Genomic DNA, 16483 nt, shown 5'->3' with positions numbered 1-16483 from the left:
AAAAACGCACCTTCGGGTGCGTTTTTTTATGGCCGCGTTACGCGCGGCTCAGACGGCTTTCTTGCGGTGGCGCAGCCCGAGCTGGACGCAGGAAACCACCACCAGCAGGCAGCCGAGCAGCGACAGCAACAGCGGGACTTCGTGCCAGAACAGCCAGCCCCAGGCAATATTGAAAACGATGCCGATATAGCGCACCACCGACACCACGATCAGATTATCGGAGGAAAAGGCCTGGGTTAAGACAACCTGTCCCAACAGCGATACCAGGGCGATGGCGAGCAGGATGGCAAACTGGTAGACGTTGGGCCAGACGAAGGCGTTCCACATCAGCGGCAGCGAGATCAGCGTCGCGATAAACAGGAAATAGAACACGATCTCGTAGTTGTGGTGGCGTTTGCTGAGCTTGTTGACCGACAGATAGGCGATGGCGGCGAACACCGCGCTCATCACGCCGACCAGCGACGCCAGGGTATACGTTGAGAAATGCCACGGCCGCACCAGCAGCACGGCGCCGATGATGACCAGCGCCAGCCAAAATGCGGTGTTGGCGCTGATCCGTTCACGCAGCACCAGCAAGGAAAGCAGAATGGAGAAAAACGGCGACAGGTAGGCCAGCATGCTGGCGTCGGCCAGCGTGAGGTGAGCGATGCTGTAAAAATAACAGATGAGATACATCCCACCCATAGTGCCTCGTAATACCAGCAGCGGCCGGTCCTCGCGGCTGAAGGCGACGCCGTGGCGATACATCAGCAGCAGAACCAGCAGGCAGCCGATGCTGCTGCGAAAGAACACGATTTCCCCGGTGGGGATGTCGTCGGCGATGGTTTTGACCAGTGCATTCATGACGCTGAAAATCAGCGAGGCGAAAATAGCCAGCAGCGCACCCTGATTCATGCTTGCCCCCGCCACTGACGGTAGGTGATGGCCGCCTGTTCGTCGCAGGTATCGTCCAACAACGAATGATGGCAATGCTCGGCGCCGATCCGGGTGACGAAGCTTTGCAGCGCCTGCTGAAAGCGCGCCAACAGGCGCTGGGCGGTGGGCATCTCGATGCCAAGCCGCTGCGCCAGCAAGACCAGCGCGCGGAGTTTTCGCACGTCTTCCAGCGGCACGCGCGGCAGGCACCACAGCCCTTGAGCATCCTGAAAGACGCGGGCAACCCTGACGGCGGAAAAATCATAGTAGCGACCCTGCGCGTCCGGTTCGGAATAGGGTTCGATCAGCAGTGCGGTATAGCGCGTAAACAGCGCATAGCCTTGTTCCGCCGGCGTGAGCTGCGGGAAATGGTCAATCCAGCGGCGGCTCACCATGCGGGAGGGAACCGGGTAGCTGTCGTCGTTCAAAAAGCGCAGCAGGTTGATCTCTTCGACGCCGAGATGGTTGAGCAGCCTTTTGTAATCCTGCGACAGTTCGAGCATATCGGCGATAACCTCGGGACAGAGGGGCCCTTCGGGATAGGTTTTATACAGGTATTGCACCGGCGCCTGCGGCTGGAATATCGCCTGCAGCGTGGTGTCGGCCAGCGCCAGCGGCGGATGAACATAGTTGGTGATGCTGAAGCGCTCGGCGGCCAGCAGGCTGTCGCAGCGACGGGCGTCGATAGCGTGACGCGCCAGCACCAAGCCGATCCAGTCGAGTTCGGCGCCGTCTGACGCCGGGCTTTGGGCCGCGAGATAGATCCGCTGTTTAAAGGCTTTGGTATAGGCGCGGTAGGGCTGCGCCGCATCCTGATATTTGGTGTCGGCGTAATAACTGGACAGACTGATGATCCCGACGTGGGATTGGCCAGCCGCCTGCAGCAGGTTTTGCACCATCAGGCCGGAGCCGATGGACGGGGAAAGCAGGATCAACGAACGCAGGTGGGGTAAGGTGGCCCACGGCACCTGCCGCAGCACCTCGTAGTAGCGATCGGCGGGCACGGCGAGGATCAGCCGCTGCCAGTCGCCGCCGATGAGCGACAGATCGTCGCAGTAGCTGTCTACTGTCACCTGCGCATCGCGCTGGGTCTGCCGCGCCTTGCCGACGCCTTCCAGATGCAGACTGGGCGTGTGCGCCAGATGCGCCTTCAGGCGTTGCCCTTTCTCGCTGGGGCGATTGTACAGGCCGATGCGCGTGTCGGCCGCGGCCTGGATATCCGCAGCCAATTGGATCGCCGCCGGACCGGCGCCGAGGATCAGGGTAGGAAAGGCGTTATGCATGGCGGTAAGGCTCCAAAATCAAAAGGTCGTACAGCGGAGTGGCGATCGGTTTACCGCTGATGCGCCAGGGAGAACCGGTGGCCTGATGGTGATAAGGGCAGTTGAAGATCGACTTAAGGCCATTGCCGTAGCGCAGCAGCAATTTGCCGCGCGGGGGCAACAACGGTCGCAGCTGCGTCAACAAGGTTTGTTTGTCCGCCACCAGAGAGGCGATGATGATGTGATCGAGGTCGCGTTCAGTCAGGTCGTTCAATTCATCAATGCAGCGTATTTGCCGTGTCAGCTCCAGATGGCGCGTGAGGCGGCGGGCGGAACGCTGGGCCGCCGGGTCGCAATCGTAGCAAATGACGCTGGCGGAGAGCCTGGCGACCAGCGCCAGCGCGGTGGTGGGCAAGGCGCCGCTGCCCACCAGCAACACCCTTTCAGCCGGTTTGATGTCGGCGGCGGCGATCTCCAGCTGCAGCGCGTTATCGAAGCTGCTCAGGTAGGCGTTGGTCTGAGCCGGTGCCCGGCAGAGCGTGGCGACGCGATGCTTTTCGTAATCGCACAAGGCGGCATTGGCCACCGCTCGCAGCCGGGTGATTTGCGCCGTTATCGAGCGATCGTTTTCCAGCTTGCGGCGATAGGCCTGCAGCTGCGGCAGATCGTTAAAGGTCTGCAGGCGGCTGAAGCGGCGTTCCAACAGGGAAAAATGGCGCCGATCTTGCCGGGCGGAACGGTGAAGCTGGTGGATTTCCTGTTGCAGGCCGGCGAGCTGGGCCAGCATGTCCGCCTTGGTCAAAGTGTACATGGGGGTTCTCCGTGTGCGTGTAACAGCCGTGTCGGCAGCAGAAAGGGGTAGCCCTGCGGGCTGACGCCGCTTTCGATACCGACGCCAAATACGCGGGACATCATCGGGTGCTCCATCATCTGATGGGTGCTGCCGTGGCAAATGACGCGTCCGTGCTCGAGCAGGGTGAGAGAATGGCAGTAGCGCAGCGCCAGCCCCAGATCGTGGATCACCAGCAGCGTGATGCAGCGATGACGCCGGCTGTAGTCGGCGATCTGATTGAGCACGCGCAGCTGATGGTGGATGTCCAGCGCGCTGGTGGGCTCGTCGAGTAAAATAAGCTGCGGCTGAGAGACGAAGGCCTGCGCCAACATCACCAACTGCCGCTGCCCGCCGCTGAGGCGGTTGAAAGGGCGATCGGCAAGTGCGGAAATGCCGCATTCCGCCAGCGCCTGTTCGACCGCGTCGGCCTGTGCGGCGCTGACGCGCCACCCCAACTGCCGTACCTTGCCCAGCAGCACCATGTCAAACGCGGTCAACGCCGATTCGCTGCGATTGAGCTGCGGCACATAGGCGATGCGGCTGGTGTTCGGATCGAGCGGGCGCTCGCGGTAGGCGATAGCGCCGCTGTGCGGCAGCATGCGATTGATCGCTTTGAGCAGCGTCGATTTGCCGGCGCCGTTGGGCCCGATGATGCCGCCGAGCTTTGCCTCCGGCCAGGCCAATGAAACATCGGCTAACAGCTGGCGTCGATGCAGCGTGACGCCGACGCCGGTGAGGGTCAGTTGAGTCATGGGCGTTTAACCTGTCGGGTGACGAAGTAGAACAGCACCGGCACGCCGATCAAGGCGATAACGATGCCGATGGGCACCACGCCGTTCGGCAGCACCAATTTGGCGACGATCGACGCGCACAGCAGCAGCAGGCTGCCGCAAAGGGCGGAAATGCAGATCAGATAGCGTTGATCCTCGCCCACCAGAAAACGGGCGAAATGCGGGGCGATCAGCCCGACGAACCCGATGGTGCCGACAAACGAGACCGAGGCGGCCGTCAGTAAGGTCGCCAGCAGAAAGGCCAGCTTGCGCAGCGCGCTGACGTTGATGCCCAGCCCCTGGGCCTGTTCTTCGCCGGCGGACAGTGCGGTCAGGCGCCAGGCCAGCCGCAGGCTGACGACCAGCGCGCAGAACAGGACGCCGCCAGCGATCGCCACGCCGTGCATATTGGCTTTGAGCAGGCTGCCGAACAGCCAGAAGACGATTTGCTGCATGGCCTCCGGCGAGGCCAGAAACAGCAGCAGGGATTGCAGCGACTGAAAGAAGAACAGCACCACGATGCCGCTCAGCACCAAGATTTGCGGCGTCATGCCGCGGCGCTGTCCCAGCAGATAGATAGGCACGCAGGCCAACAGCGCCATCAACGAAGCCAGCAGCGGCGTGCCCAGGGCCAGCGCGCCGCCCAGGCTGAATCCGGTGATGATCGACAGCGCCGCGCCAAACCCCGCTGCGGCCGAGATCCCCAGCGTATACGGGCTGGCGAGGGGGTTGGCCAGCACGGTCTGCATCAACAGACCGGCCAGCGCCAGGCTGGCGCCCACCACCAGAGCGGTGAGCGTCATCGGTAAACGAATCGACCAGAAAACCACCTGATGCAGCTCGTTGCCTGGCGCCGAGCCGGGCCAAAGCAGGGGCAGGATATCCGAGAGGCTAAGATTTGCGGCGCCGACGGTCAGATCGATGACGGCGGCCGCCAGCAGCGCGCCGAGCAGCGCCAGCGTCAATAGCCCGCGGCGCTGCCTGCGCCGTTGCAAAAACGCACGTCCTGTGTGGGCCACGGCTACTCTCCTTGCCAGCGTTGCAGGAAGACGCCGTCAGCCTCTATCGGTAAGTATTGGCGGTAGAACCGCGCCAGGTTGCGTGGGGGATCAACGTCGGCAAACGCGGCGGGATAGAGGGCTTTCGCCAGATACTGCACAAAAATGAAGTCGTAAACCGTGCGCGCGCCGCCGTGGTAGAGCGCATAGAGGCGCTGGTCTTTTATCGCCGGCAGCTGCGGCCAACCGGCACGCCGGGCGTACTGAGCAAGGCGCGCCTGAAGGGGCGCCGCCTGTGCGCCGTAGCCCATCGGTACGGCGTTCGGCATGTTTTCCCAGTCGCCGCCGGCGAGGAAAATGACGTCCGGCTTTTGGGTCAGTACATAGTCGGCGCGTAAAGGCGCGGGGCTACCGACGACGCCGGCGGCGATATTGCGGGCGCCGGCCAGCTGTAACAGCGGCCCCCAGACGGAGGCGCCATAGCTGCTGCTGTATTCGCCGGGCCCCTTGTCGCCGAGTTCGATATAAGCGGTCGGTGGCGGCAGCTGCGCCTCGCGAATACGCCGCTCAGTATCTTCAAGGCTCTGCCGATATTCGCTGGCCAGCTGTTCCGCCCGCTCGGGGTGGCCCATCGCCTGGCCCATGGCCCGAATGCTGGCGAGCTTGACTTCCGCGCCCTGGTTGAAGTCGACGACGATGTAAGGAATGTTGAGCTGTTGCAGCACCGGCAGGTAGTTGGCGAAGCCGTCGAGCTGCCATTTCGCCAGGATCAGCAGGTCTGGCCGCGTGGTCAGCAGGCGTTCGAAGTCAAAGCTCTGATTGTAGAGCGAACCGACATCGACCAGCTGAGCGAGCCGCGGCAGCGCCGCCTGATAACGCGGCCATTGGCTGGTGCGCAAGGCCCAGTCGCTTTTCGAGAAGGCGGCCACCTGTTGAAAACTGTCCGGGCCGTTCACCGCCAGAAAATCTTCGTAGTAAAAGCCGATATAGGCGCGTTGTGCGGGGGCGGCCAGGGTGACCTGGCGTCCTTCCGCGTCGGTGAGGTGGATTTCAGCTTGCGCGACGTGGCAAAAGAGCAGCCACGCAGTCAGCATACAGACGAGGCGAGGTAACATGATTGACATCCCTTTACGATTAATTGTGATGTTATAATGTAACAATTAATCGCAGGATTCAAACTTTCCTGTCAGGCGAGGCGAGCGCTGCGTGAGCGAAGGCAGTGAGAGCCTGGCGGCCATAAAAAGTGTGCGGGCAATTTTTCTCGGCGTCATTTTGCGCGGGCCAAGAATTTTTTCTGAGAAATCCCTCCGCCTTGCGCAACAATCGTTTACAATTTGCCAAATCCCGGTCGCGCGTCGTTTTTGTAAAGTTTCGTATTTTTAGTAGGTTAATGACGCGCGACTCTTGAAACTGTGACGAATGCCCATACGATCTAGGGTATCTTAGACAGCGTTTTGTTAACATTTATGAGGAAGTAAACATTTTATGATGCGTATAGCTCTGTTCCTGCTCACCAACCTGGCGGTGATGTTGGTTTTCGGGCTGGTGCTCAGCCTGACAGGAATCCAATCCAGTAGCGTTCAGGGCCTGATGATCATGGCCGGTCTGTTCGGCTTCGGCGGCGCTTTCGTGTCGTTGCTGATGTCCAAGTGGATGGCGCTGCGCTCCGTCGGCGGGGAAGTGATTGAACAACCGCGTAACGAAACCGAAAACTGGCTGCTGGAAACGGTACGCCGCCAGTCGCAGCAGGCGGGCATCGCCATGCCGCAGGTCGCTATCTATCACGCGCCGGACATCAACGCCTTCGCCACCGGCGCGCGCCGCGACGCTTCACTGGTCGCCGTCAGCACCGGCCTGCTGCAGAGCATGAGCCGTGACGAAGCGGAAGCGGTCATCGCGCACGAAATCAGCCACGTCGCCAACGGCGATATGGTGACCATGACCCTGATTCAGGGCATCGTGAACACCTTCGTCATCTTCATTTCGCGTCTGATCGCGCAGGTCGCCGCTGGCTTCCTGGGCAACCGCGACGGTGATGGCGAAGGGGAAGGCAACGGCAACCCGATGATTTACTTTGCGGTGTCGATGGTGCTGGAACTGGTGTTCGGGATTCTGGCGAGCATCATCACCATGTGGTTCTCGCGTCACCGCGAATTCTATGCCGACGCCGGCTCCGCCAAACTGGTGGGCCGCGAGAAGATGATCGCCGCCTTGCAGCGTCTGAAAACCAGCTACGAACCGCAGGAAGCGGGCAGCATGATGGCGTTCTGCATCAACGGTAAATCCAAGTCGTTCAGCGAGCTGTTCATGTCGCACCCGCCGCTCGACAAGCGTATCGAAGCGCTGCGTTCCGGCCAGTACCTGAAGTAATCGGCTGAATGAAAGGAAAAACCCCGGCTCGCCGGGGTTTTTTTATGTCCGCTATTTCACCTCGCGGCTGGGTTGCGCCGTTGGCGCTGTCGATTGGGTGATGCGCAGGCTGCTGACCGCCGCCGCCAGGGTGGCAAACACACCGGCCAGGATCAGCGATGCGTGGGTGCCGGCGGCGGGGAACAGGTTGAACATCAGCGCCACCAGCGCGGCCCCCGAGGTTTGCCCCAGCAGGCGAGCGGTGCCCAGCATGCCGCTGGCGCCGCCGCTGCGGTTGCGCGGCGCGGCGGAGATGATGGTGTGATTGTTGGGCGACTGGAACAGGCCGAAGCCGGCGCCGCACAGCACCATGCGCCAGATGATGTCCCCATTCGACGGATCCGCGGGCAGCAGCGCCAGCGAGAACAGCCCGAGCGCGAACACCGCCAGCCCAATGCAGCCCAGCAGGCCGGCGTGCACGCGTTCCACCAGCCGGCCGGCGATCGGCGCCATGACTACGATCGCCAGCGGCCACGGTGTCAGCAGCAATCCGGTCACCACTTCATCGCGGCCCAGGGCGCTTTGCAGGAAGAACGGCAGCGACACCATCGCCAGCATTTGCGCGGCGAACGAGCAGATTGAGGTGCCCATCGACAGGGCGAAGATCGGGATGCGCAGCAGGTCGACCGGCAGCAGCGGAAATTCCTGGCGCAGCTGGCGGCGCACGAACAGCGCGCCAATCGCCAGCAGCGCGGCGATTTCGCTAAAGATCAGCGTCAGGCTTTGGCCCTGGGCGAAACCGCTGATGGCGGTGATCAGCAGGCCGAAAGTCAACGCGTTCAGCACGGCGCTGGTGGGATCGAAACGGCGGTTATCGCTTTTTTGGCCGTTGGCCGGCAGGAACTTCATCCCCAGCAGCAGCGCGACGAGGCCGATCGGCAGGTTGATGGCGAACAGCCACTGCCAGGAAGCGACCGACAGGATCGCCGCCGCCACCGTTGGCCCGGCCGCCGAGGAGCAGGCGACGATCAGCGAGTTGATGCCCATGCCGCGGCCGAGAAAACGCTGCGGATAGATGATGCGGATCAGCGCGGTGTTGACGCTCATGATGGCGGCGGCGCCAAAGCCTTGCAGCACGCGGGCGATGGTCAGCGTGAGCAGCGAGTCTGACAGGGCGCAGAACAGCGAGGTGATGCTGAACACCAGCAACCCGGCCTGATAGATGCGGCGATAGCCTACCAGATCGCCGAGCGAGGCCAGCGACAGCAGAGACACCGTGATCGCCAGCTGATAGGCGTTGACCACCCAGATGGAGCTGGCCGGGCTGGCGTTGAGATCGCGCGCGATGGTGGGCAGTGCCACGTTGGCAATCGCGCCGTCGAGCACGGATACGGTAATGCCGAGGGCGATGGCGAGGATCGCCCCATAGCGTTGCGGGACGGGGAGGCCGTCGGAACAAGGACGCATGTTGGTCTCAGCGGTATTTATTCAGGGGAGTATTATGATGCTAATCATATTCGGCCGTGATTGCATGCCCCTTGTCCGCTTAATTGTAAACGGCGGTGAGCGGGCCAGCGGTTATCCATTTGGCTTCAATCGCTTAGCGTTCAGCCGCGTTGCACGCCGCGATCCGTTCCGATTATACTGAAACCCTTGTTTAAATTTCCTGAAACAAAACCGTTAAGTAGGGTATTGACCATGGCTAACGCAGATTCAGACAAGCAACCGGATGCCGTCTCATCCGTGATGAAAGTGTTCGGCATTTTGCAGGCGCTCGGCGATGAGCGCGAGATTGGCATTACCGAACTGTCCCAGCGGGTGATGATGTCCAAAAGCACCGTCTACCGTTTTCTGCAAACCATGAAAGCGCTGGGCTACGTCTCGCAGGAAGGCGAGACGGAAAAATATGCGCTGACGCTCAAGCTGTTCGAACTGGGCGCCAAATCGTTGCAGAACGTCGATCTGATCCGCAGCGCCGACGTACAGATGCGCGAGCTGTCGAACCGCACCCGCGAAACCATCCACCTCGGCGCACTGGACGAGGACGGTATCGTCTATATCCACAAGATCGACGCGATGTACAACCTGCGCATGTATTCGCGCATCGGCCGCCGCAACCCGCTGCACAGCACCGCCATCGGTAAAGTGCTGCTGGCCTGGCGCGATCGGGATGAGGTGGCGCAGATCCTGTCGCAGATTGAATTTACCCGCAGCACCGAGCATACCCTGACCAGCGCCGCCGAGCTGTTGCCGGTGCTGGAGCGGGTGCGTGAGCAGGGATACGGCGAAGATGCCGAGGAGCAGGAGGCGGGGATCCGCTGTATCGCGGTGCCGGTATTCGATCGCTTCGGAGTCGCTATCGCCGGGCTGAGCATCTCTTTCCCGACGCTGCGCTTTTCCGACGCGGCGCGGGAGGCGTATGTGGCGTTGCTGCAGGTTGCCGCCCGGCGCATTTCTGAACAGCAGGGCTATCACGACTACCCGTTCTAACCCTTCGCTTCGATGAACAGGCGCTGCTGTGGCAGCGCCTTGTTGCTATTTCATGCCCGGCGTCAGCCGCTGCGCAATCCGCTCCAGCACCAGCATCAGCAACAGCGTGGTCGCCACCAGGAGCATGGTCAGCGTTGCGCCGTTGGCAATGCTGCCGCGATCGGTCAGGCTGAAGATGGTGACCGGCAGCGTTGCCCAGCTCGGTGGGTAGATCATCATGGTCGCGCCCAGCTCCCCCATCGACAGCGACAGGCTGAGGGCGAAGGCGGAGATCATATAGGGAGCGATCATCGGCAGGGTAACGTGGCGCAGGCGGAACAGCGGTGAAGCACCCAGGCTGGCGGCGACGTTTTCGTAGTCGCTCGACAGCCGGGTCAGCCCGGCCATCACGTTGCCGAAGGTGAAGGCGGAAATCAGCACGAAGTGGGCGACGGGCACGATCAGGAAGGTACCGTTCATCTGCAGCGGCCCCTGGCTGAATGCCACCAGCATCCCTAAACCGACCGACACCGAAGGCACCGCGCTGGGTATGAAGAACAGCGTACTCAGCAGACGCTGGCCGCGCCCCTGATGGTGGCGCAGCGCCAACGCCGCCCAGGTGCCGCACAGCAGCGCGAACAGGCTGGCGCTGAAACCGATAGCCAGGCTGGCGACCAGCGCGTCCCAGGAAGCGCCGCCGAAGGCCTGGCGGAAGTGGCCGAGGGTGAAGCCGCTCGGCAGCACGCCGTTCCACTGTGCGCTCAGGCTGGACATCAGGATCACCGCCAACGGCAGGCAGAAGAACAGGGCGAACAGCGTGACCGCCAGCGTGCAGGTCAGGGTGCGGCCGGTGCGAGACCAAATCAACATCGTCAGTTCCTCAGCCCGGCGCGCGCCGCGGCATAGCGGTAAAGGGAGAACAGCCCGAGCGACAGCGCGATATTCACCACGGCGATGGTGCAGGCGACGGCGTAATCCGACTCCAGAATCGCTTTGGAGTAGACCATCATCGGCAGCGTGGCGACGCCCTTGGCGCCGATAAACAGCACGATGCCGAACTCATTGGTGGTCAACAGCAGGCACAGACTGCCGCCGGCCAGCAAGGCCGGCAGCGCGGCGGGCAAAATCACCTGGCGTACCACGCGCCCCGGCCGGGCGCCGAGGATGCTGGCGGCCTCGAGCTGGCTGCGATCGATCTGCGACAGCGCCGCCATCAGCGGGCGCATCACCAGCGGCGTAAACACCGTGATTTCCGCCAGGATCACGCCCCAAATGGAGTAAAGAAAGTCCACCGGCGGCAGGGTAAAACCGAAGGCCGCCATCAGCATGCCGTTCAGCAGGCCGGCGGAGCCGTAGATAAAGGTGAAGGCCAGCGTGATCAGGAAGGTCGGCATGGCGATAAAGGTGTCGATTACCCTGGCGATCAGCCGGCTGCCGGGGAACGGCGTAAACACCAGCAGCAGCGACAGCAGGGTGCCGAGCACCAGGCAGCCCAGCGTCGCCAGCAGCGCAATCTGCAGCGTGTTGAGCAGGGCACCGACAAAGCGTCGGGATTCGAACACCTGCTGCAGCGCGGCGGCGCTGAACAGCCCGTGATCGTCGGTAAACGCCTGTTTGACGATCAGCGCCAGCGGATAGAAAAACAGCGTCGCCAGCACCAGCAGCGGCAGCAGTATCCACAGGCGGCGCGGCAAGCGCAGCCGCCGGGCCGGGCGAATAAGCGTAGAGTCGGTCATGTCAGTCCTCGATCAGTACCGCGTCGTCGGGGGCGAAATAGAGCGGCACGCGCTCGCCGATCTGCGGCATCCGGCTGCGATGGGTGGTGACCACGCGCAGCGGATGGCCTTGTGCGTCGAACTGCAGGTGCGTCAATTCCCCCTGCCAGTGAATATCGCGCAGCGTACCGATGATGCAGTTGCTGCGCTGGGCGTCGGCATCGAGCGCAATATGCTGCGGCCGAATACACAGCAGTTTGTCGAAACCGCGTTGCGCACCATAGGTAAAGCAGCCGATCACTTTGCCGGCGCAGCTGACGGTGGTCATGCCTTGCCCGGTGGTGGTCTCCAGCGCGGTGGCCGGCAGCAGGTTGGCGCGGCCGAGGAACTCGGCGGCGAAGCGGTTCGTGGGATGATGGTACAGCGCGCGGGTCTCGCCGTGGGCGGTCAGGTGGCCGTCGCGCATGATGCCGATCTTGTCCGCCAGCGTCAGCGCTTCGCCCTGGTCGTGGGTGACGTACAGGATGGTCAGCTCCGGCAGCTCGCGGTGCAGGCGGGCGATCTCTTCCACCATGCTGTGGCGAATTTGCGCGTCCAGCGCCGACAGCGGTTCATCCAGCAGCAAGACTTTGGGGCGCACCGCGATGGCGCGGGCGATCGCCACCCGCTGCTGTTGGCCACCGGAGAGCTGGCTGGGATAGCGCTTGGCGTAGGCGGACATGCCGACGATGGCCAACGCCTCTTCGACGCGCTCGGCAATCAGGCCGCGCGGCTTGCCCTGGGCGCGCAGGCCGAACGCCACATTGTCCTCGACGCGCATATGCGGAAACAGCGCGTAGTTCTGTACCACCATGCCCAGGCCGCGCTCATAAGGCGGCACGTCGGTGACATCGGCATCACCGATGGCAATACGCCCGGCGGAGGGTTGCACGAAGCCGGCGATCGCCCGCAGCACGGTGGTTTTGCCCGAGCCGGAGGGGCCGATCAGCGCCAGCACTTCGCCGGGGGCGATGGTGAGCGTCAGGGGTTTCAGCACCTCGGTGCCGCGATACGACACGCTGACGCGGTCGAGCTGAATGCCCGACGGCCCGGCGATGTCCCGGCTGCTATCCCGCGCCTCGGCGCGGGAAGAGAGGGTAGAAGGCATCGTCAGCGTCATTCGGTCACCTGGTGCCAGCGGGAGATATCGGCGGACAGGCTGCTCACCACCTGATTCCAGTCCGGCGCCCAGATCTCCACGCCTTTCAGCGCCGCCTGCGACTGCCTGAAGTTATCGTCGGTCGGGGTGACGTCCTTACGCACCGGCATGCCGTAGGAAATGGCGCTGACGCTGCTCTGGGCTTCTTTGCTCAGCAGGAAGTCGATCAGCTTTTTGCCGTTGGCGCTTTGCGGCGCGCCTTGCACCAGGCCGACATAGTAAGGCAGCACCAGCGTGCTGCGCTTGCCGTCCGGCCCGGCCGGCCAGAACACCTTCACGTTCGGGTTGCTGCGCATCTGCGCCAGGTTCATCTGCAGATCGCCGTTGGCCACCAGCAGCTCGCCCTTATTGACCAGCGCGGTCAGCTTGCCGGTGGAAGCGGAAGGGCCGACGTTGTTGCTTTGTAGCTTGCCGAGATACTCGAAACCGGCGTCTTTGCCGCCGAAGCTGTGAAACGCCTGCAGCATCACTGCGGTGCCGTCGCCCGCCTGGCCCGGCGTGGAGTACTGCAGCTTGTTGCGGAACTGCGCGTCCAGCAGCTGTTGATAGCTGGCGGGCGCCTGCGGCAACAGTTTGGCGTTATAGATGAAGCTCAGGTAGTTGTTCACCAGCGGCACGAACTGCGGCTGAACGTCGGCGATCTGCGCCGCATCCTGCGGGGTGAAATCCTGCAGCAATTTTTCCGCGGCGGCGCGCTGGATGAACGGCGGGAGGGTTACCAGCACATCGGCCTGCGGGTTGCTGCGCTCTTTCGACAGCCGTTCGACGATGGCGCCGGAACCGCCTTCGACGTACTGCACCTTGATGCCGGTTGCCTGAGTGAAGGCGTCGAACTGGGTTTGATACCAGCTGTGATCGCCGTCGTGCAGGCCATCGGCGGAGTAGACGGTCACCACCGCGTCGGCGGCCCAGGCCGGCGCGGCGCCGAGTGCGATGGCGGTCATCACGACCAGACGAGAAAGTTTCATAGCTTCAGCCTCACTGTTGCGGGTTAATGCGAAACTGGTATACACCAGATGTGCGGCCAAGCTAATCGGCGAATATGACAAACAAATGAAAGCGGCAAAATATAGTTGCCGGCAACGGGGATTGGGCGTGGGAGAGAAACGGGGGCGGCAGGCACAGCCCCGTCATGCAGAGGGTTAAAGCGTATCGACTTCGATGCGCAGGCTGTCGTGGCGCCAGTATTCGATATCGAAATCGAGAATGCGGCCGTGCTGATCGTAATTTAACCGGCGCAGCAACAAGGCGGGCAGGCCGACCATGGCGCCGAGCGCGTTGGCGGCGCGGTAAGGCAGGGCCGTCGGATAGAACGACAGATGCATGTTGCTGTAAATCAAAGCGTAATGCTGTTGATAGACCTCGGTCAGGCTGCCGTTGAGATCGTGGCTGAGCAGTTCCGGCACCCGCTGCGGCAGGCAGTGGTTTTCGCAATAGCAGATGGCGCGGCCGTCGGCGTAGCGCACGCGGCGCAGCAGATACACCTGATCGAAAGGCTCGAGCGCCAGCGGTTGCATGACGTCGAGCGGCACCGTGGTTTTTTCGCCGGACAGCAACGCGGTACGAGGCGTGCGCCCCTGCTCCTGGCAGAGGCGGTGGAAGTTGGTGTTCTGCGTCGGATCCAGCCACAGCCGTTCCGGCGTGACGAACCAGCCGCGGCGATCGGCGCGGTAGATGGCGCCAGTGGCCTCCAGCTGCGCCAGGCTCTCGCGAATGGTAACGCGGGTGGTGGAGAAGATGGCGCACAGCTCGCGCTCCGAAGGCAGCTTGTCGCCCGCCTGCAGTGCGCCGCGGGTGATGCGCGCCTGAAGCTGATCCTTGATCTGCAGGTAGTGGGGCATATCGCCCTGATGTTCTTTCATTTCATCTCGCTATGGCATCGGCCCGACATTCCGGCACGCGCTTATTATACATAGCCAGATGAATTTTTTGTTTCACCGCGCTTTGTCGTTTGACCGGGGAAGGAATTTGCCGCCACAATGCCTGCAATCTGGTATAGACCAAATAGGTGAATAACATGTCCGATCGTAACTACCTGCTGTTGACCCCCGGCCCGTTGACCACGTCGAAAACGGTAAAAGAGGCGATGCTGTTCGACAGCTGCACCTGGGATGAAGATTACAACCTTGGCGTGGTGCAACGCATCCGCCAACGGTTGGTGGCGCTGGCGACGCCGTCCGCCGGCTACACCTCGGTGTTGCTGCAAGGCAGCGGCAGCTTTGCGGTGGAAGGCGTGCTGGGCACGGCCATCGGCCCGCAGGACAAGCTGCTGATCGTCAACAACGGTGCCTACGGCGCGCGGATGATCGAAATGGCGCGACTGATGGATATCGACCACCACGCTTTCGACTGCGGCGAGGTGAATGAGCCGGACGTGGCGGCGATGGAGGCGGTGCTGAAAAGCGATGCGCGCATCAGCCATATCGCCATGGTGCACTGCGAAACCACCACTGGCATGCTCAACCCGCTGCAGAAGGTCGCCGGCCTGGCGGCGCGCAGCGGCAAGACCTTTATCGTCGATGCCATGAGCAGCTTCGGTGGTATCCCGCTGGATGTGGACGCGCTGGGCATCGATTTTCTGATCAGCTCCGCCAACAAATGCATTCAGGGCGTGCCGGGCTTCGCTTTCGTTATCGCCCGCCGCAGCGAGCTGGAGAAATGCGCCGGCCGTTCACGCTCGCTGTCGCTGGATCTGTATGCCCAGTGGCGCTGTATGGAAGACCAGGCCGGCAAATGGCGCTTTACGTCGCCGACCCACACCGTGCTGGCCTTCGCGCAGGCGCTGAAAGAGCTGGAACACGAGGGCGGCATTGCCGCGCGCCACCGCCGCTATCAGACCAATCAGCGGCGGCTGGTGGCGGGGATGCGCGAACTGGGCTTTGAGACTCTGCTCGATGAGGCGTTGCATTCGCCGATCATCACCGCGTTCTATTCGCCAAAGGCCGACACTTACCGCTTCGCCGAGTTTTATCAGCGCCTGAAGCAGCAAGGGTTTGTGATCTATCCCGGCAAAGTGTCGCAGAGCGACTGCTTCCGCATCGGCAACATCGGGGAAATTTACCCGCAGGATATCGAACGTTTGCTGGCGGCCGTCGGGCAGGCGATGTACTGGAATCAATAAGGATTGACCATGAAACAGATCAACGCAGTGATCCTCGACTGGGCTGGCACCACGGTGGACTTTGGCTCCTTTGCGCCAACGCAGATTTTTGTCGAGGCGTTCAAGCAAACCTTCGATATCGACATCAGCCTGGCGGAAGCGCGCATTCCGATGGGGCTGGGCAAATGGCAGCACATCGAGGCGCTGGGCAAACTACCGGCGGTCGACGCGCGCTGGCGGCAGAAGCTGGGCCGTTCGATGAGCCATCAGGACATCGACGCGCTGTATCAGGCGTTTATGCCGCTGCAAATCGCCAAAGTGATCGACTTCGCCGATCCCATCGAGGGTGTGCCGCAGGTGATTGCCGGGCTGCGCGAACAGGGCATTAAAATCGGCTCCTGCTCCGGTTATCCGCGTGCGGTGATGGAGGTGCTGGTGCCTGCCGCCGCGCAGCGCGGCTACGCGCCGGATTACTGGGTCGCCACTGACGATCTCGCAGCCGGTGGCCGGCCGGGGCCGTGGATGGCGTTGCAGAACGCGATCGCGCTGGGCATCGATGCGGTGGCGCACTGCGTGAAGGTGGACGACGCGGTGCCGGGCATTCATGAAGGGCTGAACGCCGGGATGTGGAGCGTCGGATTGGCGCTGTCCGGCAACGAGTTTGGCGCGACCTGGCCGGAGTACCGCCAAATGGCGGAAGGTGAGATAGAGCAACGCCGTACGGCGGCGGCCGATAAGCTGTATGCCGCAGGCGCGCACTATGTGATAGACACGCTGGCGCACTTGCCGGGCGTGATCGCCGACATCAACCGGCGGCTGGCGAACGGCGGGCGGCCGTAATGACCGAGCGCGGGACATAAAAAAACCGGGGATAA

The 16483-nt window shown here is 62.5% G+C and carries 16 protein-coding genes; 4 read left to right on the top strand and 12 right to left on the bottom strand.

The window, feature by feature from the left end; all coding sequences use genetic code 11:
• Positions 1-48 precede the first annotated feature (48 nt).
• The 6 genes from M6G53_RS13980 to M6G53_RS13955 are packed head-to-tail and all read right to left on the bottom strand — an operon-like array spanning position 49 to position 5892.
• On the bottom strand, positions 49-894 hold the full coding sequence (locus tag M6G53_RS13980; protein WP_253332268.1) for a DMT family transporter: 846 nt from the start codon (positions 892-894) through the stop codon (positions 49-51).
• Positions 891-2198, bottom strand: a complete 1308-nt coding sequence (locus tag M6G53_RS13975) for an opine metallophore biosynthesis dehydrogenase (protein WP_253332266.1) — start codon at positions 2196-2198, stop codon at positions 891-893. Before M6G53_RS13975 ends, M6G53_RS13980 begins: the two co-directional genes overlap by 4 nt.
• Positions 2191-2988, bottom strand: coding sequence for a nicotianamine synthase family protein (locus M6G53_RS13970; protein WP_253332264.1), 798 nt, complete (start codon positions 2986-2988; stop codon positions 2191-2193). Before M6G53_RS13970 ends, M6G53_RS13975 begins: the two co-directional genes overlap by 8 nt.
• A complete protein-coding gene (locus M6G53_RS13965) occupies positions 2976-3761 on the bottom strand; it encodes an ABC transporter ATP-binding protein (RefSeq protein ID WP_253332262.1) in 786 nt (261 codons plus the stop codon). Before M6G53_RS13965 ends, M6G53_RS13970 begins: the two co-directional genes overlap by 13 nt.
• Positions 3758-4798 carry a FecCD family ABC transporter permease gene (locus tag M6G53_RS13960; RefSeq protein ID WP_253332260.1) on the bottom strand — a complete coding sequence of 347 codons (1041 nt, stop codon included), beginning with the start codon at positions 4796-4798 and terminating at the stop codon, positions 3758-3760. Before M6G53_RS13960 ends, M6G53_RS13965 begins: the two co-directional genes overlap by 4 nt.
• Before the next feature lie 2 nt (positions 4799-4800).
• Entirely contained in the window at positions 4801-5892 is a 1092-nt protein-coding gene (locus M6G53_RS13955) for an ABC transporter substrate-binding protein (RefSeq protein ID WP_253332258.1), read from the bottom strand.
• A gap of 370 nt (positions 5893-6262) precedes the next feature.
• Between M6G53_RS13955 and htpX the strand changes: the two genes are divergently transcribed.
• The gene (gene htpX, locus M6G53_RS13950; RefSeq protein ID WP_016927998.1) at positions 6263-7147 is read left to right on the top strand and encodes a protease HtpX; all 885 of its coding nucleotides are present in this window, start codon (positions 6263-6265) and stop codon (positions 7145-7147) included.
• Positions 7148-7198: 51 nt separating this feature from the next.
• On the opposite strand, the gene M6G53_RS13945 is transcribed toward htpX, so the two are convergent.
• Entirely contained in the window at positions 7199-8593 is a 1395-nt protein-coding gene (locus M6G53_RS13945) for an MFS transporter (protein WP_253332256.1), read from the bottom strand.
• A 231-nt stretch (positions 8594-8824) separates the two neighbouring features.
• On the opposite strand from M6G53_RS13945, the gene kdgR reads away from it, so the two are divergent.
• A complete protein-coding gene (kdgR, locus tag M6G53_RS13940) occupies positions 8825-9616 on the top strand; it encodes a DNA-binding transcriptional regulator KdgR (protein ID WP_253332254.1) in 792 nt (263 codons plus the stop codon).
• A gap of 45 nt (positions 9617-9661) precedes the next feature.
• Here the strand turns inward: kdgR and M6G53_RS13935 are convergent, their stop codons facing one another.
• From M6G53_RS13935 to phnR, 5 genes are all read right to left on the bottom strand, one after another.
• Positions 9662-10465, bottom strand: coding sequence for an ABC transporter permease (locus tag M6G53_RS13935; protein WP_253332252.1), 804 nt, complete (start codon positions 10463-10465; stop codon positions 9662-9664).
• 2 nt (positions 10466-10467) lie between these two features.
• Positions 10468-11331, bottom strand: coding sequence for a 2-aminoethylphosphonate ABC transporter permease subunit (phnU, locus tag M6G53_RS13930; RefSeq protein WP_253332250.1), 864 nt, complete (start codon positions 11329-11331; stop codon positions 10468-10470).
• A 1-nt stretch (position 11332) separates the two neighbouring features.
• Entirely contained in the window at positions 11333-12457 is a 1125-nt protein-coding gene (gene phnT, locus M6G53_RS13925; protein WP_253332349.1) for a 2-aminoethylphosphonate ABC transport system ATP-binding subunit PhnT, read from the bottom strand.
• A gap of 8 nt (positions 12458-12465) precedes the next feature.
• Positions 12466-13476: a 2-aminoethylphosphonate ABC transporter substrate-binding protein gene (locus tag M6G53_RS13920; protein WP_253332248.1), complete on the bottom strand. Its 1011-nt coding sequence runs from the start codon at positions 13474-13476 to the stop codon at positions 12466-12468.
• Positions 13477-13650: 174 nt separating this feature from the next.
• A complete protein-coding gene (gene phnR, locus M6G53_RS13915) occupies positions 13651-14370 on the bottom strand; it encodes a phosphonate utilization transcriptional regulator PhnR (RefSeq protein WP_049198574.1) in 720 nt (239 codons plus the stop codon).
• A gap of 155 nt (positions 14371-14525) precedes the next feature.
• On the opposite strand from phnR, the gene phnW reads away from it, so the two are divergent.
• Entirely contained in the window at positions 14526-15629 is a 1104-nt protein-coding gene (gene phnW, locus M6G53_RS13910) for a 2-aminoethylphosphonate--pyruvate transaminase (protein WP_253332246.1), read from the top strand.
• Positions 15630-15638: 9 nt separating this feature from the next.
• Positions 15639-16448 (top strand): phosphonoacetaldehyde hydrolase, encoded by an 810-nt coding sequence (gene phnX / locus M6G53_RS13905; protein ID WP_253332244.1) that lies wholly within the window; start codon positions 15639-15641, stop codon positions 16446-16448.
• Positions 16449-16483: the final 35 nt, after the last annotated feature.

The sequence above is a fragment of the Serratia nevei genome, assembly GCF_024160145.1.
Classification (GTDB): Bacteria; Pseudomonadota; Gammaproteobacteria; order Enterobacterales; family Enterobacteriaceae; genus Serratia; species Serratia nevei_A.
This window is presented reverse-complemented; position numbering and strand designations above follow the sequence as displayed.

Coding starts and splice junctions, on each gene's coding strand:
- M6G53_RS13945 (WP_253332256.1), bottom strand. CDS start 8,593: ATGCGTCCTTGTTCCGACGGCCTCCCCGTCCCGCAACGCTATGGGGCG.
- kdgR (WP_253332254.1), top strand. CDS start 8,825: ATGGCTAACGCAGATTCAGACAAGCAACCGGATGCCGTCTCATCCGTG.
- M6G53_RS13935 (WP_253332252.1), bottom strand. CDS start 10,465: ATGTTGATTTGGTCTCGCACCGGCCGCACCCTGACCTGCACGCTGGCG.
- M6G53_RS13920 (WP_253332248.1), bottom strand. CDS start 13,476: ATGAAACTTTCTCGTCTGGTCGTGATGACCGCCATCGCACTCGGCGCC.
- phnX (WP_253332244.1), top strand. CDS start 15,639: ATGAAACAGATCAACGCAGTGATCCTCGACTGGGCTGGCACCACGGTG.
- phnW (WP_253332246.1), top strand. CDS start 14,526: ATGTCCGATCGTAACTACCTGCTGTTGACCCCCGGCCCGTTGACCACG.
- htpX (WP_016927998.1), top strand. CDS start 6,263: ATGATGCGTATAGCTCTGTTCCTGCTCACCAACCTGGCGGTGATGTTG.
- phnR (WP_049198574.1), bottom strand. CDS start 14,370: ATGAAAGAACATCAGGGCGATATGCCCCACTACCTGCAGATCAAGGAT.
- M6G53_RS13970 (WP_253332264.1), bottom strand. CDS start 2,988: ATGTACACTTTGACCAAGGCGGACATGCTGGCCCAGCTCGCCGGCCTG.
- phnT (WP_253332349.1), bottom strand. CDS start 12,457: ATGCCTTCTACCCTCTCTTCCCGCGCCGAGGCGCGGGATAGCAGCCGG.
- phnU (WP_253332250.1), bottom strand. CDS start 11,331: ATGACCGACTCTACGCTTATTCGCCCGGCCCGGCGGCTGCGCTTGCCG.
- M6G53_RS13965 (WP_253332262.1), bottom strand. CDS start 3,761: ATGACTCAACTGACCCTCACCGGCGTCGGCGTCACGCTGCATCGACGC.
- M6G53_RS13980 (WP_253332268.1), bottom strand. CDS start 894: ATGAATCAGGGTGCGCTGCTGGCTATTTTCGCCTCGCTGATTTTCAGC.
- M6G53_RS13955 (WP_253332258.1), bottom strand. CDS start 5,892: ATGTTACCTCGCCTCGTCTGTATGCTGACTGCGTGGCTGCTCTTTTGC.
- M6G53_RS13975 (WP_253332266.1), bottom strand. CDS start 2,198: ATGCATAACGCCTTTCCTACCCTGATCCTCGGCGCCGGTCCGGCGGCG.